The sequence below is a fragment of the Streptomyces sp. STAM6 genome (assembly GCF_054963715.1).
Map to the genome: position 1 here is coordinate 37,544 of NZ_JBUEFZ010000039.1, position 13,803 is coordinate 51,346.

General features: G+C 72.0%; 14 protein-coding genes. 4 read left to right on the forward strand and 10 right to left on the reverse strand.

Translation table 11 applies throughout. The features are described 5' to 3' along the window. Positions 1 to 130: 130 nt before the first annotated feature. The 7 genes from truB to rimP all read right to left on the reverse strand — a co-directional run bounded on the left by truB (position 131) and on the right by rimP (position 7,113). Positions 131 to 1,030 carry a tRNA pseudouridine(55) synthase TruB gene (gene truB, locus ACY34K_RS29645; protein ID WP_462752570.1) on the reverse strand — a complete coding sequence of 300 codons (900 nt, stop codon included), beginning with the start codon at positions 1,028 to 1,030 and terminating at the stop codon, positions 131 to 133. Then, positions 1,027 to 1,470: a 30S ribosome-binding factor RbfA gene (rbfA, locus tag ACY34K_RS29650; RefSeq protein WP_462752572.1), complete on the reverse strand. Its 444-nt coding sequence runs from the start codon at positions 1,468 to 1,470 to the stop codon at positions 1,027 to 1,029. The genes truB and rbfA overlap by 4 nt, the downstream gene beginning before the upstream one ends. A 28-nt stretch (positions 1,471 to 1,498) precedes the next feature. Further along, positions 1,499 to 1,792 carry a DUF503 domain-containing protein gene (locus ACY34K_RS29655; protein WP_355356107.1) on the reverse strand — a complete coding sequence of 98 codons (294 nt, stop codon included), beginning with the start codon at positions 1,790 to 1,792 and terminating at the stop codon, positions 1,499 to 1,501. A 174-nt stretch (positions 1,793 to 1,966) separates the two neighbouring features. Then, positions 1,967 to 5,050, reverse strand: a complete 3,084-nt coding sequence (gene infB / locus ACY34K_RS29660) for a translation initiation factor IF-2 (protein ID WP_462752574.1) — start codon at positions 5,048 to 5,050, stop codon at positions 1,967 to 1,969. 148 nt (positions 5,051 to 5,198) lie between these two features. Further along, on the reverse strand, positions 5,199 to 5,477 hold the full coding sequence (locus ACY34K_RS29665; protein WP_462752594.1) for a YlxR family protein: 279 nt from the start codon (positions 5,475 to 5,477) through the stop codon (positions 5,199 to 5,201). A 140-nt stretch (positions 5,478 to 5,617) separates the two neighbouring features. Next, the gene (gene nusA, locus ACY34K_RS29670; protein WP_462752576.1) at positions 5,618 to 6,613 is read right to left on the reverse strand and encodes a transcription termination factor NusA; all 996 of its coding nucleotides are present in this window, start codon (positions 6,611 to 6,613) and stop codon (positions 5,618 to 5,620) included. A 2-nt stretch (positions 6,614 to 6,615) separates the two neighbouring features. Continuing rightward, entirely contained in the window at positions 6,616 to 7,113 is a 498-nt protein-coding gene (gene rimP / locus ACY34K_RS29675) for a ribosome maturation factor RimP (protein WP_462752578.1), read from the reverse strand. Between the two features lie 153 nt (positions 7,114 to 7,266). Here rimP and ACY34K_RS29680 point away from each other — a divergent pair, with 153 nt between their 5' ends. The 4 genes from ACY34K_RS29680 (at position 7,267) to ACY34K_RS29695 (ending at position 10,388) form a co-directional block, all read left to right on the forward strand. Next, the gene (locus tag ACY34K_RS29680; protein WP_462752580.1) at positions 7,267 to 7,944 is read left to right on the forward strand and encodes a hypothetical protein; all 678 of its coding nucleotides are present in this window, start codon (positions 7,267 to 7,269) and stop codon (positions 7,942 to 7,944) included. Then, entirely contained in the window at positions 7,941 to 8,378 is a 438-nt protein-coding gene (locus ACY34K_RS29685; RefSeq protein ID WP_462752582.1) for a DUF4439 domain-containing protein, read from the forward strand. The genes ACY34K_RS29680 and ACY34K_RS29685 overlap by 4 nt, the downstream gene beginning before the upstream one ends. A 31-nt stretch (positions 8,379 to 8,409) precedes the next feature. Further along, positions 8,410 to 9,303 (forward strand): aminoglycoside phosphotransferase family protein, encoded by an 894-nt coding sequence (locus ACY34K_RS29690; RefSeq protein WP_462752584.1) that lies wholly within the window; start codon positions 8,410 to 8,412, stop codon positions 9,301 to 9,303. A gap of 89 nt (positions 9,304 to 9,392) precedes the next feature. After that, positions 9,393 to 10,388, forward strand: coding sequence for a slipin family protein (locus ACY34K_RS29695; protein ID WP_462752586.1), 996 nt, complete (start codon positions 9,393 to 9,395; stop codon positions 10,386 to 10,388). A gap of 40 nt (positions 10,389 to 10,428) precedes the next feature. Here the strand turns inward: ACY34K_RS29695 and ACY34K_RS29700 are convergent, their stop codons facing one another. The 3 genes from ACY34K_RS29700 to ACY34K_RS29710 form a co-directional block, all read right to left on the reverse strand. After that, the gene (locus ACY34K_RS29700; protein WP_462752588.1) at positions 10,429 to 12,129 is read right to left on the reverse strand and encodes a proline--tRNA ligase; all 1,701 of its coding nucleotides are present in this window, start codon (positions 12,127 to 12,129) and stop codon (positions 10,429 to 10,431) included. A 68-nt stretch (positions 12,130 to 12,197) separates the two neighbouring features. Next, positions 12,198 to 12,755 (reverse strand): GNAT family N-acetyltransferase, encoded by a 558-nt coding sequence (locus ACY34K_RS29705; RefSeq protein ID WP_462752590.1) that lies wholly within the window; start codon positions 12,753 to 12,755, stop codon positions 12,198 to 12,200. A gap of 30 nt (positions 12,756 to 12,785) precedes the next feature. After that, the gene (locus ACY34K_RS29710; RefSeq protein ID WP_462752596.1) at positions 12,786 to 13,628 is read right to left on the reverse strand and encodes a GNAT family N-acetyltransferase; all 843 of its coding nucleotides are present in this window, start codon (positions 13,626 to 13,628) and stop codon (positions 12,786 to 12,788) included. Between the last annotated feature and the right edge of the window lie 175 nt (positions 13,629 to 13,803).

Consider the following 13,803-nt stretch of genomic DNA (forward strand, 5'->3'; position numbering starts at 1 on the left):
TCATTCACTCCGAGCGCCTGCCCGACCGAGTGAATCCGCGGGCCGCCGTGGATAGACCCTGTGGGAGGGGGATCGTGGAGCGGGTTCGGAGTGCCGTGCCCGCTCCACGATGGGTCGCCCGGGGTGGTGCTCAGCCGAAGACCGCGAGGCTCTTCGCCTTGCCGTTCCGCTCTTCCACGAGCGCCACGAAGCGGCCCTCGGGGCCGAAGACGGCGACCGGCGCGGAGTCGTAGGCCGGCATGTCCAGCCGTACGCCGTTGAGCAGCAGCCGGGCCCGCTTCTCGTCCACGTCCCAGCGGGGGAACGCGGCAGCCGCGGCCTCGGCGATCGGCATCACGGTCAGCTCCTCCTGGAGCTGGTCCAGGGTCCGCGCGGAGTCGAGCTTGTAGGGCCCGACGCGGGTGCGGCGCAGGGCCGTCAGGTGCCCGCCGACGCCCAGTCCGGCACCGAGGTCCCGGGCGAGGGCGCGGATGTACGTCCCGGAGGAGCACACCACGGAGACCACCAGGTCGACGACGGGGGTCCCGTCCTCGGCCACCGCGTCCCGCATGTCGTACACGGTGAACTGCGAGACGGTCACCGGCCGGGCCGGGATGTCGAACTCCTCGCCGCCGCGCACCCGGGCGTAGGACCGCTTGCCGTCGATCTTGATGGCGCTGACCTTGGACGGCACCTGCATGATGTCGCCGGTGAGCTTGGCGACCTCGGTGTCGACGGCCTCGCGGGTGACCCCGGAGGCGTCGGTGGACGAGGTGATCTCGCCCTCGGCGTCGTCCGTGATGGTGTTCTGCCCGAGCCGGATCGTGCCGAGGTACTCCTTCTCGGTCAGTGCGAGGTGACCGAGGAGCTTGGTGGCCTTCTGGACCCCGAGCACCAGTACACCGGTGGCCATGGGGTCGAGGGTGCCGGCGTGTCCGACGCGGCGGGTCCGGGCGATCCCACGCATCTTCGCGACGACGTCGTGCGAAGTGAAGCCGGACGGCTTGTCGACGATGACAAGGCCGTCCGGCGTGGTGCTGTGCTGGCTCATTCGGCGGCGTCGTCCTCGTCACCGGGCTTGCGGTACGGGTCGGCCTCGCCGGCGTACGCGGCGCCCGAGGACGCCTCGCGCACCTTGGCGTCGGAGGCCCGCGCCTTGTCGAGGAGGTCCTCGATCGTCCGGGCGTTCTCCGGGAGGGCGTCCGCCACGAAGGCCAGGGTGGGCGTGAACTTGGTCCCCGCCGCCCGGCCGACCGCGGAGCGCAGGATGCCCTTGGCGCTCTCCAGGCCGGCTGCCGCGCTGGCCCGGGCCTCGTCGTCGCCGTAGACCGTGTAGAAGACCGTGGCCTCCCGCAGGTCACCGGTGACGCGGGTGTCCGTGATGGTCACGTGCGTACCCAGGCGCGGGTCCTTGATGCCGCGCTGCAGCTTCTCGGCGACCACCTCCCGGATGAGGTCCGCCAGCTTTTTCGCCCGCGCGTTGTCGGCCACTGGTCCTTCTCCTTTTTGCCTTGCACATTCAGTCTTCGTCGGTGTGGAGCCTGCGCCGTACGGACAGCAGCTCCACCTCGGGCCGGGCGGCGACCATGCGCTCGCACCGGTCGAGTACTTCCGTGAGGTGTCCGACGTCGCCGGAGACCATCGCAAGCCCGATCTCGGCCCTGCGATGGAGGTTCTGGCCGCCGGTCTCCGCCGCGCTCACCGCGTACTTCCGCTGGAGCTCGGCGACGATCGGCCGGACGACGGAGCGCTTCTCCTTCAACGACCGTACGTCGCCGAGGAGCAGATCGAAGGACAGTGTCCCCACATACATGTATGTCCGGATGTCCCGCCGGTACGGGTTTATGTGCCGCGGGTCGTCCCCCGGTTCGGCACAGCCAGTGGCCCCGCCGTCGAGGTGGCAGGGACACCAGAACCGTACACGCAACGGCCGGGGCCGATCGACGGAATTCCTTCCGCCGACCGGCCCCGGCTCCCGTGTGCGGGATCAGACGCGCGGCTTCTCGCGCATCTCGTACGTCGCGATGACGTCGTCGACCTTGATGTCGTTGAAGTTTCCGAGGTTGATACCACCCTCGAAGCCTTCGCGGATCTCGGTGACGTCGTCCTTGAAGCGACGCAGACCGGCGATGTTGAGGTCCTCCGCGATGACCTTGCCGTCGCGGATGAGGCGCGCCTTCGTGTTGCGCCGGACCTCGCCGGAGCGGATGAGCACACCCGCGATGTTGCCCAGCTTGGACGAGCGGAAGACCTCGCGGATCTCCGCCGTGCCGAGCTCGACCTCTTCGTACTCCGGCTTGAGCATGCCCTTGAGGGCCGCCTCGATCTCCTCGATGGCCTGGTAGATCACCGAGTAGTACCGGACGTCGACGCCCTCGCGCTCCGCCATCTGCGCGGCACGGCCGGCCGCGCGGACGTTGAAGCCGATGACGATGGCGTCCGAGCCCATGGCCAGGTCGATGTCCGACTCCGTGACCGCACCGACGCCGCGGTGCAGGACCCGGATGTCGACCTCTTCGCCGACGTCCAGCTGGAGCAGCGACGACTCGAGCGCCTCGACGGAACCGGAAGCGTCACCCTTGATGATGAGGTTGAGCTGCTGGATCTCGCCGGCCTTGAGCACCTTGTCCAGGTCCTCGAGGGAGACGCGGCGCACACGCTTGGCGAACGCGGCGTTGCGCTCACGGGCGGCACGCTTCTCGGCGATCTGACGGGCCGTACGGTCCTCGTCGACCACCAGGAAGTTGTCGCCGGCGCCCGGGACGTTGGTGAGACCGAGGACGAGGACCGGGGTCGACGGACCCGCCTCTTCCACGTTCTCGCCCTTGTCGTCGAGCATCGCGCGGACACGGCCGTAGGCGTCGCCCGCGACCATCGTGTCGCCGACCCGCAGGGTGCCTCGCTGGACCAGGACGGTCGCGACGGCGCCGCGGCCCTTGTCCAGGTGCGCCTCGATGGCGATACCCTGCGCGTCCTGCTCCGGGTTGGCCCGCAGGTCCAGCGCCGCGTCCGCGGTGAGGATCACGGCCTCGAGCAGCTTGTCGATGTTCAGACCCTGCTTGGCGGAGATGTCGACGAACATCGTGTCGCCGCCGTACTCCTCGGCCACCAGGCCGTACTCGGTCAGCTGACCGCGCACCTTGGTCGGGTCCGCGCCCTCGACGTCGATCTTGTTGACCGCGACCACGATCGGCACGTCGGCCGCCTTGGCGTGGTTCAGCGCCTCGATCGTCTGGGGCATCACACCGTCGTTCGCCGCCACCACGAGGATCGCGATGTCGGTGGACTTGGCACCACGGGCACGCATGGCGGTGAACGCCTCGTGACCCGGGGTGTCGATGAAGGTGATCCTGCGGTCCTCGTCGTTGACCTCGGTGGCGACCTGGTACGCACCGATGTGCTGCGTGATACCGCCGGCCTCGCCCGCGACGACGTTCGTCTTGCGGATCGCGTCCAGCAGTCGGGTCTTACCGTGGTCGACGTGACCCATGACGGTCACGACCGGCGGACGGGACACGAGGAACTCCTCGCCGCCCTCGTCCTCGCCCCACTCGAGGTCGAAGGACTCGAGCAGCTCGCGGTCCTCCTCCTCCGGGCTGACGATCTGAACCGTGTAGTTCATCTCGTCGCCGAGAAGCTGCAGCGTCTCGTCCGAGACGGACTGCGTGGCGGTGACCATCTCGCCGAGGTTCATCATGACCGCGACGAGCGACGCCGGGTTGGCGTTGATCTTCTCCGCGAAGTCGGTGAGGGACGCACCGCGCGACAGGCGAACGGTCTCGCCGTTGCCGCGAGGCAGCATCACGCCGCCGACCGACGGGGCCTGCATGGCCTCGTACTCCTGGCGCCTCTGCCGCTTCGACTTGCGACCGCGACGCGCGGGACCACCGGGACGACCGAAGGCACCCTGCGTGCCACCACGGCCGCCGGGGCCGCCGGGACGACCGCCGAAGCCGGGACGACCGCCGAAGCCGCCGCCACCGCCACCGGGACCGCCGGGACGGCCGCCACCGCCGCCGCCACCACCGGGACGACCGCCGAAGCCGCCGCCACCGCCGCCGGGACCGGCCGGACGGCCGGCGAAGCCGGGACGACCGCCGCCGCCCGGACGACCGGCGCCGCCACCGGGGCCACGGCCGCCGGGGCCGCCGCCACCGGGACGCGGGCCGGCAGCGGGACGCTGCGGCATCATGCCCGGGTTCGGACGGTTACCGGCGGGGCCGCCACCCGGGCGCGGGGCCTGGGGACGCGGCATGCCACCGGGAGTGGGACGGGCACCACCGGGACCGGCCTGGGGACGGGGACCGCCCTGACCGGCACCCTGCGGACGCGGGCCCGGGGCACCGGGGCCACCGGGACGCGGGGCACCGCCCGGACGGGGCGCCTGGGGGCGCGCCATTCCGGTGGAGCCACCCGAGGTGAAGGGGTTGTTGCCCGGACGCGGACCCGCGGGACGGGCACCGCCCGGACGGGGAGCCTGACGCTCGCCGCCGGGGCGCGGAGCGCCGGGACGGGTACCGCGGTCGCCCTGACCGGAGCCCTGTCCGGGGCGCGCGGCGGGACGGGGACCGGGGGTACCGGGCCGCGGACCGGCGGCCGGGGCCGACGGAGGCGCGGTGAACTCCGGGTTCGCCGGAGCCGGGGCCGCGGGCGCCGGCTTGGGCGCGGCGGCGGGCTTCGGACCCGGAGTGGGACGCGGGCCGGGAGCCGGCGCCGCGGACTTCTCGGCCGCCGCGGGCTTCGGCGCGGGGGCGCCGGGCTTCGGGGCAGCGGGACGGGCCGCCTGCGCCGGGGAGGGCGCGGACGGGCTGGGGGTGCCTCCGGCGCGGCTTGCCGCTGCGGGGGAGGGCTTCGCAGGCGCGGCCTTGCGGGGCGCGCCGGGCTTCGCGGCGGACTTGCCGGCGTTGCCGCCGGGGCCCTGCAGCGCGTCAGTCAACTTGCGTACAACCGGCGCCTCGATCGTCGAAGACGCCGAACGGACGAATTCACCGAGTTCCTGGAGCTTGGCCATGACGACCTTGCTCTCCACACCGAACTCCTTGGCGAGTTCGTATACCCGGACCTTAGCCACTTCGCTCCTTTTAGGTCCGGGTTACCGCCGGACCGTCGCTACTTCATGGGCGTACTCATCGCGTACTCATCGAGTGCTCATCGCAATCTCGACCTACTTCCAACTCGCGAGGTACCTGACCGCACGGGGTTCCGTGCCGTACTTCTTCTTACAGATTCCGCTGCTCCACGAACCGGCGCACTGCCGCCGTTTCGAACGGCCCCTGGGCCCTGAAGGCCCTCGGGAACGCCCGGCGGCGGACCGCCAGATCGAGACAGACCGAGGCGGGATGCACATAAGCACCCCGGCCGGGCAGCGTACCGCGAGGATCGGGGGCGCACTCGCCCTTGATCAACACGATCCGCAGCAGATCGCGCTTGGCCGCTCGCTCCCGGCACCCTACGCAGGTGCGCTCAGGGCATGCGCGGGCATGCGTCCGGCCAGACACGCTCAAGTCTACCTCCCCGCGCCGACCTCACCCCTTTGGGGCAAAAATCGAACACTTGATGGCTGAAATTACCGCGGTGATCCTGTCGTAGCACAACGTGACCACGGCGGAATCCATTCCCGGCTGGGCGCCGGATCCTGTCAGTCCTGCTCGGGGGACTGCTCGGTGTCCGGGCGGATGTCGATGCGCCAGCCGGTGAGGCGGGCGGCGAGCCGGGCGTTCTGCCCCTCCTTGCCGATGGCCAGCGACAGCTGGTAGTCCGGCACGGTCACCCGGGCGGAGCGGGCGGCGAGGTCGACGACCTCCACCTTGGAGACGCGGGCCGGGGAGAGCGCGTTCGCCACCATCTCGGCCGGGTCGTCCGACCAGTCGACGATGTCGATCTTCTCTCCGTGCAGCTCGGCCATGACGTTGCGGACGCGGCCGCCCATCGGGCCGATGCAGGCGCCCTTGGCGTTCAGACCCGAACGGGTGGAACGCACGGCGATCTTCGTCCGGTGACCGGCCTCACGGGCGATCGCCGCGATCTCCACCGAGCCGTCGGCGATCTCGGGGACCTCCAGGGCGAAAAGCTTCTTCACCAGATTGGGATGCGTCCGCGAAAGGGTGACGGACGGACCGCGGACACCCTTGGCGACCCGGACGACGTACGTGCGCAGCCGCAGGCCGTGGGTGTACTCCTCGCCGGGCACCTGCTCCTGCACCGGCAGGATCGCCTCGAGCTTGTCGTCCAGCTTCACCAGGACGTTCTTGGGGTCCTTGCCCTGCTGCACCTGGCCCGCGACGACATCGCCCTCGCGGCGGGCGTACTCGCCGAAGGTGACGTCGTTCTCGGCGTCCCGGAGCCGCTGCTGGATGACCTGGCGGGCGGTGCTGGCGGCGATCCGGCCGAAGTCCGACGGCGTGTCGTCGAACTCCTTGGGCTCCTGGCCCTCCTCCAGATCGGCCGGGTCCTCCTTCGCCCACACCGTGACATGACCGGTCTGGCGGTCCAGCACGACACGGGCGTGGCGGCGGGCACCCTCGGTGCGGTGGTAGGCGATGAGGAGGGCCGACTCGATCGCCTCGACCAGCAGGTCGAAGGGAATCTCCTTCTCCTGTGCCAAGCCCCTCAGGAGCTTCACGTCGATGTCCACGGCTACGCCTCCTCTTCCTTCTTGTCCTTGCGGTTGAACTCGATCTCCACGCGTGCCTTCGCGATGTCCGCGAACGCCACCCGGCGGGCGGTGGGCTTGCGCCCCTTCACACCCGGCACCTCGAGGTCGAGGCCGTCGTCGTCCACGGTGAGGATGCGGGCCACCAGCTCGGCGCCCTCCTGAAGCTGGAGCTTCACCAGGCGGCCGGTGGCGCGGACGTAGTGGCGGTGCTCGGTCAGCGGGCGGTCGGCGCCCGGCGAGCTCACTTCGAGGACGTATTCCTCGTCGCCCATCGCGTCCGTCTCGTCGAGCCTGTCGGAGATGGCGCGGCTCAGCTCGGCGCAGGCGTCGAGTTCCACGCCCTCGTCCGAGTCCACGACGATCCTCAGCATCCGGCGGCGACCGGCCCGGGACACCTCGATCTCCTCGAGATCCAGATCCTTGGCGCTGACGAGCGGTTCCAGCAGCCCGCGCAGCCTCTCGCTCTGGGTGGTGCTCATCCGGGTGACTCCTCGGCCGCGTGTGCTGTTGTGGGATCGTCGCGTGTCGAAACAAAGGGTATCCGGTCGCGGGGGGTGTTGCCGTCCACCTCGCGACGACCCGCAGGTACGCTCGCCTGCGGTGATCTTCAGGGCTGGCCGAGGGAGAGACACGTGGGGCGCACGGGGACGACACGCAGGCGTGCGCTCGTCGCGGCGGGCGCGGCGACCGCGGCCGGGCTCCTGGCCGGCTGCACCTCGGACGACGGCCCGGCCGGCCGGCGGACCCGTACGGCGGCCGAGCGCGCGGCCGCGGCCGAGACGGCGCTGCGCCGCCGGTCGGCGGCCACCAGCACGGCCCTGCTGGAGCGGTACGACGCGGTGATCGCCGCCCATCCGCCACTGGCCGGCCGGCTGACCCCGCTGCGCACCGCGACAGCGGCCCACGCGGCGGCCCTGGCCCCGGCCGGAGGCCGCCCCGGCGCGGGTGGCGCCCCCGGCGCGGGTGGCCAGGCGCGCCCCGCTCCTTCCGATGCCGAGAGGCCGGCGGAGCACCGGGCGCCGACCCCGGCCCCGGCCGTCCCGCCGGGCTCCGCCGGAGCGGCGGCCTCCACGCCGACGAGGCGCCCCGGCACGGCGCCCTCCGCCGGCGCCACGACGCGCCCGGGTCCGGCCGTACCGGCGGATCCGGAGGCCGCGCTCGCCGAGCTCGCCGCGCTGGCCTCCCGTACCGCGAGCGCGCACTCCACGGCGCTGCTGACCGCCCCGCCCGAGTACGCGCGTCTGCTCGCGTCGGTCGCTGCGGCGGTGGCCGGACACGCGTATCTGCTCACCGAGGGGAGCCGGGCATGAGTGCGCTGGAGGCCGCGCAGGCGGCGCTCGCCGCCGAGCACGCGGCGGTGTACGGCTACGGGGTCGTCGGCGGCCGGGTCGGCGACGACCGGCGGGCGGAGGCCCGGGCAGCGTACGCCGCCCACCACGCCCGGCGGGACGCGCTGGAGCGGACGGTGCGCGATCTGGGCGGCAAGCCGCCCGCGTCGGCCGCGGCCTACGCGCTGCCGTTCCCGGTACCCGACGCCGATGCGGCCGTCCGGCTCGCGGCCGAGCTGGAGGACCGGGTGGCGGGCGTCTACTCGGATCTCGTGAGGGCGGCAGAGGGCCCGCTGCGCCGGGAAGCCGCGAGCGCTCTGCGCGAGGCGGCGGTCCGGGCCGTGCGGTGGCGTGGCAGCGGCGTAGCCTTTCCGGGGCTCGCCGAGCGACGGAGCGCGACCGCAAGAGGACTGTGAGCCCGGCCTTTCGAAAGGGAACGACGCACGCATGGGTTTCGAACCGCCGCAGCGACTGGTACGGGCGCTCGGCGAGACGTACGGGGAGGCGGCCGCGGGCGAATGGCTCGGCCGGCTTCCGAAGACCGCCCAGGAGGCACTGGACGTGCGCGGTCTCGCCGCGGACCGGGTGGTCGCCCCGGGCGGCCGCAGCAGTCTGGTCGTCCTCGTGCGGCAGCCGGACGGCGGTCCGGCTGCCCTGAAGATCGCCCCGCCCTTCGCCGCCCCCGATCTCGAACGCGCGGCGCTCGCCCACTGGAACGGCTGGGGCGCGGTGCGGCCACTGGACGACGCCGGGCCGGGTCTGCTGCTGGAACGGCTGCAGCCGGAGGTGTCCCTGCGATCGCTGCCGGAGGCCAAGGCTCTGCTGGAGGCGGCCGGAACGGTGCGCAGGCTGTGGGTCGAACCGCCCGCCGGCCACGGCTTCGAGTCGGTCGCGGAGCGCACGGCGCGACAGGCGGAGGTGATGCGGGCGGTGACGGCACCCGGTCCGGCCGAGCTCGTGTCGGCGGCGCTCGCCGCGCGCGAGGAGCTCGTCGCCGGCGAGGCCGAGGAACTGCTGCTGCACGGCTGCTTCCGGCAGGGCAAGGTGCTGGCCGGCGACCGGGCGCCGTGGCTCGCGGTGGGCCCGGAACCGCTGGTGGGCGAGCGTGCCTATGATCTGGCGCGGCTCGTCCGGGACCGGGTCGAGGACCTGGTCGCGGCCGCGTCGGGCGCGTCGGCGGCCCGACGGCGGGTGAACAGGCTCGCGGACTCGCTGGACGTGGACCGTGAGCGGCTGCGCGGCTGGACCCTGTTCCGCGCGGTCGAGTCGGGCGCCCGTGCCCTGACCTCGGGCCGCCACCAGGAAGCCGAACTGCTGCTCGAATTCGCGGCCTGGCTCTGAGAAGGATCCGACCTCCCCGAACGGGCGTACAGGTGCATTATTGGGCATAACACACCCGATACCACCGGCTCCGACGTCAGGGGGCTGTCATGGTCGAGGAACTGCTGGGAATAGCGGCGGCAGTGGGTGCGGCCGCCGCGCTCTACGTCGCCGCGGCGGCCAAGGTCGTCAAACAGTACGAGAAGGGCGTGGTACTGCGCTTCGGCCGGCTGCGCAGCGGCATCCGCGGCCCCGGGTTCACGATGGTGGTCCCGCTCGTCGAGCGGCTGCACAAGGTCAGCATGCAGATCGTGACGATGCCGGTGCCCGCTCAGGACGGCATCACCCGGGACAACGTCACCGTCCGGGTCGACGCGGTCATCTACTTCAAGGTGGTCGACGCTGCGGCCGCGATCATCCGGGTCGAGGACTACCGGTTCGCGGTCTCCCAGATCGCCCAGACGTCCCTGCGCTCGATCATCGGCAAGAGCGACCTCGACGATCTGCTGTCCAACCGGGAGAAACTCAACCAGGGCCTGGAGCTGATGATCGACAACCCGGCCGTCGAATGGGGTGTGACCATCGACCGCGTCGAGATCAAGGACGTGTCGCTGCCGGAGACGATGAAGCGCTCGATGGCCCGGCAGGCCGAGGCGGACCGTGAGCGGCGCGCCCGGGTCATCAACGCGGACGCGGAGCTGCAGGCGTCGAAGAAACTGGCGGAAGCCGCGACCGTGATGGGCGAGACCCCTGCCGCGCTGCAGCTGCGGCTGTTGCAGACGGTGGTGGCGGTCGCCGCGGAGAAGAACTCGACCCTGGTGCTGCCGTTCCCGGTCGAACTGCTGCGCTTCCTGGAGCGGGCGGCCCAGAACCAGCCCGTCGCCTCCGACTCCGGGAAGGCACCGCAACCGGCCGAGCCGGCCCCCCGGCCCGTGCAGCATCCGGTCAGCCAGTCGGCCCGGCAGCCGGGCCCGGCGCAGGCGGGGCAGCCGACCGCGCACCAGCCGCAGACGCATCCGTTGCACGTGCACGATCCGCACCTGCACGAACCGGCGCCGACCGTCCCTGTGCGGGAGGACGACGCCGGTACGGCAGGCTGCATCTGATCCGGGGACCGCGGCCGGGCGGTGGTGAGGCGGGCGCGGGTCAGGCGGTGGCGGTGAGGCGGGCGATCGCCTCGTCGACCGTGAGCTCCTCGCGCTCGCCGGTGCGGCGGTCCTTCAGCTCCAGGACGCCCTCGCCGGACCGGCGGCCCGCGACGAGGATCTTCGGCACGCCGATGAGTTCGGCGTCGGTGAACTTCACGCCAGGGGAGACACCCGCGCGGTCGTCGACCAGGACCCGCAGGCCCGCGTCCTTGAGCTTCTCCGAGACGTCCAGGGCCAGCTCGGTCTGGAGCGCCTTGCCGGCGGCGACCACGTGAACGTCGGCCGGGGCGACCTCGGCGGGCCAGCACAGGCCCTGGTCGTCGGCGTGCTGCTCGGCGAGGGCCGCGACGGCGCGGGAGACGCCGATGCCGTACGAGCCCATGGTCACGCGGACCGGCTTGCCGTTCTGGCCGAGGACGTCGAGCTGGAAGGCGTCGGCGTACTTGCGGCCGAGCTGGAAGATGTGGCCGATCTCGATCGCGCGGTCCATCTTCAGGCCGGTGGCGCACTTCGGGCAGGGGTCGCCCTCCTCGACCACCACGACGTCCAGGTAGTCGTCGACCTCGAAGTCGCGGCCGGCGACGACGTTCCTGGCGTGCTTGCCCTCCTGGTTGGCGCCGGTGATCCAGGACGTCCCGGGGGCGACCCTCGGGTCGGCGATGTAGCGCACCTTGTCCAGGCCCTGCGGGCCGACGTACCCGCGGACGAGGTCCGGGCGGCCGGTGAAGTCGTCGGCGGTGACCAGCTCGACGGTGGCGGGTGCCAGGTGGTCCTCGAGCTTGCCGAGGTCGACCTCGCGGTCCCCGGGGACGCCCACGGCGACGATCTCCCCGTCGACCTTGACCAGCAGGTTCTTCAGCGTCGCGGACGCCGGGACGCCCAGGTGCTGGGCGAGCGTCTCGATGGTCGGCGTGTCGGGGGTGTCGAGCTCCTCCACCGCGCCGTGCTCGGCGCCCTCGACCGGCGAGAGCGCGAAGGTGACGGCCTCGGTGTTGGCGGCGTAGTCGCAGTTCGGGCAGTAGACGAAGGTGTCCTCGCCCGCCGCGGCCGGGGCCAGGAACTCCTCGGAGGCCGAGCCGCCCATGGCGCCGGAGACCGCGGAGACGATCTTGTGCCGCAGGCCGAGCCGCTGGAAGATCTTGACGTACGCCTCGCGGTGCAGCGCGTAGGACTCCGCCAGGCCCTCGTCGGTGGTGTCGAACGAGTACGAGTCCTTCATCTGGAACTCGCGGCCGCGCAGGATGCCGGAGCGGGGGCGGGCCTCGTCGCGGTACTTGGTCTGGATCTGGTAGAGGATCACCGGCAGGTCCTTGTAGGACGTGCACTGGTCCTTGACCAGCTGGGTGAAGATCTCCTCGTGGGTGGGGCCGAGCAGGTAGTCGGCACCCTTGCGGTCCTTGAGGCGGAACAGCTCGGCGCCGTACTCCTCCCAGCGGCCCGTCGCCTCGTAGGGCTCCTTGGGCAGCAGGGCCGGCAGCAGCACCTCCTGGGCGCCGATCGCGTCCATCTCCTCGCGGACCACGCGGGAGACGTTCTCCAGGACCTTCATGCCCAGCGGCAGCCAGGACCAGATCCCCGCGGCGTTGCGGCGGACGTAACCGGCGCGGACGAGCAGCTTGTGGCTGAGCGTCTCGGCGTCCGCCGGGTCGTCGCGCAGTGTCTTGACCATCAACCGGGACATGCGCTGGACCTGGGCCATGGGGAACTCTCCTGCGGTGAAAAGTGTGATGGCTAGGAGGTTAGCCCTGGGGCACCGCCGGGCGGAAATCAGTTCCGCCCGGCGGCCCCTTCACGCCGCCGCAGCGGCAGCGGCGCCCCCATCACGGCGTACGGCTTGGGGGCGCTGGGAAAGTGGACGCGGCGGGCCAGGTCGGTGTAGCCGAGCGCGCGGTAGAGCGTCCGGGCCGGGTTCTCGACGTCGATGGCGGAGAGGATCGAGCGGGGCTGCTCGGCGCCGTCGGTAATGGTGGTGATGAGCTCGCGGCCGATGCCCCGGCCCTGGAAGTCGGGGTGGACGTGGAGCTCGGTGATGACGAAGGAGTCGTCGAGCCAGCTCTCGCTGCCGGTGCTGCGCAGATACGGTTCGACGACGGTGGACCACCAGTGGCTGCGGTCGTTGGGCATGCCGTAGACGAAGCCCACGAGCCGCCCGGTCCCGGTCAGGGCGCCGTAGGCGCACGCGCCGGGGTTCATCAGATGCCGCAGCACGATGTGGCGGCGTACCCCGATCTCGTCCTCGCTGAGCCCGAAGGCGAGCGCCTGTACGGCCAGCGCGTCGTCCACGCGGGCGGCGAGGTTGATCGGTTCGACCACGACGTCATCCATGCGCCGAACCTTAACTTCTGCGGCGCGCGCTCAGAACAGCACGCTCATGAAGGCGCCGACCTCGCGGAAGCCGACGCGGCGGTAGGCGGCCCGGGCGGGGGTGTTGTAGTCGTTGACGTACAGCGACACGACCGGGGCGACGTCGTCGAGCGCGTACCGCAGGACCGCCGCCATTCCGGTCTCGGAGAGGCCGCGGCCGCGGTATTCGGGGTCCACCCAGACGCCCTGGATCTGGCAGGCCTGGGCGGTCGCGGCGCCGATCTCGGCCTTGAAGACGACTCTGCCGTCGTCGACGCGGGCGAAGGAGCGGCCGGCGCCCACGAGTTCGGCTACGCGTGCCTGGTAGAGCAGGCCGCCGTCGCCGGCCATGGGCGAGATGCCGACCTCCTCGGTGAACATGGCCACGCAGGCGGGCATGATCAGGTCCACTTCGTCCTTGCGGATGCGGCGGACGAGCGGGTCGGGCGCGATGTCCCGCGACGGCTCCTCGGTGACCATGAGCGGCTGGTGTGCGCGGATGTCCCGGGCGGGGCCCCAGCTCGGTTCGAGGAGGCGCCACAGCCGGGCGGTGGGTTCGGCGGGGCCGACGATCGAGGAGCAGCGGCGGCCGGCGCGGCGGGCCCGGTCGGCGAAGGCACGGACGGCTTCGGGGGTGGCGCAGATGGGGACGAGGTTGGCGCCGGAGTAGCACAGGGAGCGCAGCATCCCGTCCGCGTACCAGCCCCACATCTCGCCGCCCAGGCGCCAGGGATCGAGCCCGGCGACCTGGACGCGCGAGGTGACGAACGCGTTGGCGACGGGGTCGCTCTCCAGGACGGCGAGCGCGGCGCCGAGGTCGCTGGGTTCGAGGACCCGGGTGGTGGTCTGCGTCAACACGAGGGGGCCTCACCATGCGTTCCATACGGTTCCTGGCACTGTACCCGGAGGTGCGGGGGATGTGCCGGGAGAGCCGGAAGCCCCGCCGCGGGGGCCGCGGCGGGGCTCGGTGCCGTAGGGGTCGGTACGGACGTCAGCTGACGGAGACCTCGGGCTCGCCGGACGGGATGCC

Coding starts and splice junctions, on each gene's coding strand:
- truB (WP_462752570.1), bottom strand. CDS start 1,030: ATGAGCCAGCACAGCACCACGCCGGACGGCCTTGTCATCGTCGACAAG.
- ACY34K_RS29655 (WP_355356107.1), bottom strand. CDS start 1,792: ATGTATGTGGGGACACTGTCCTTCGATCTGCTCCTCGGCGACGTACGG.
- ACY34K_RS29685 (WP_462752582.1), top strand. CDS start 7,941: ATGAGTGCGCTGGAGGCCGCGCAGGCGGCGCTCGCCGCCGAGCACGCG.
- ACY34K_RS29700 (WP_462752588.1), bottom strand. CDS start 12,129: ATGGCCCAGGTCCAGCGCATGTCCCGGTTGATGGTCAAGACACTGCGC.
- rimP (WP_462752578.1), bottom strand. CDS start 7,113: ATGAGCACCACCCAGAGCGAGAGGCTGCGCGGGCTGCTGGAACCGCTC.
- ACY34K_RS29695 (WP_462752586.1), top strand. CDS start 9,393: ATGGTCGAGGAACTGCTGGGAATAGCGGCGGCAGTGGGTGCGGCCGCC.
- ACY34K_RS29705 (WP_462752590.1), bottom strand. CDS start 12,755: ATGGATGACGTCGTGGTCGAACCGATCAACCTCGCCGCCCGCGTGGAC.
- ACY34K_RS29690 (WP_462752584.1), top strand. CDS start 8,410: ATGGGTTTCGAACCGCCGCAGCGACTGGTACGGGCGCTCGGCGAGACG.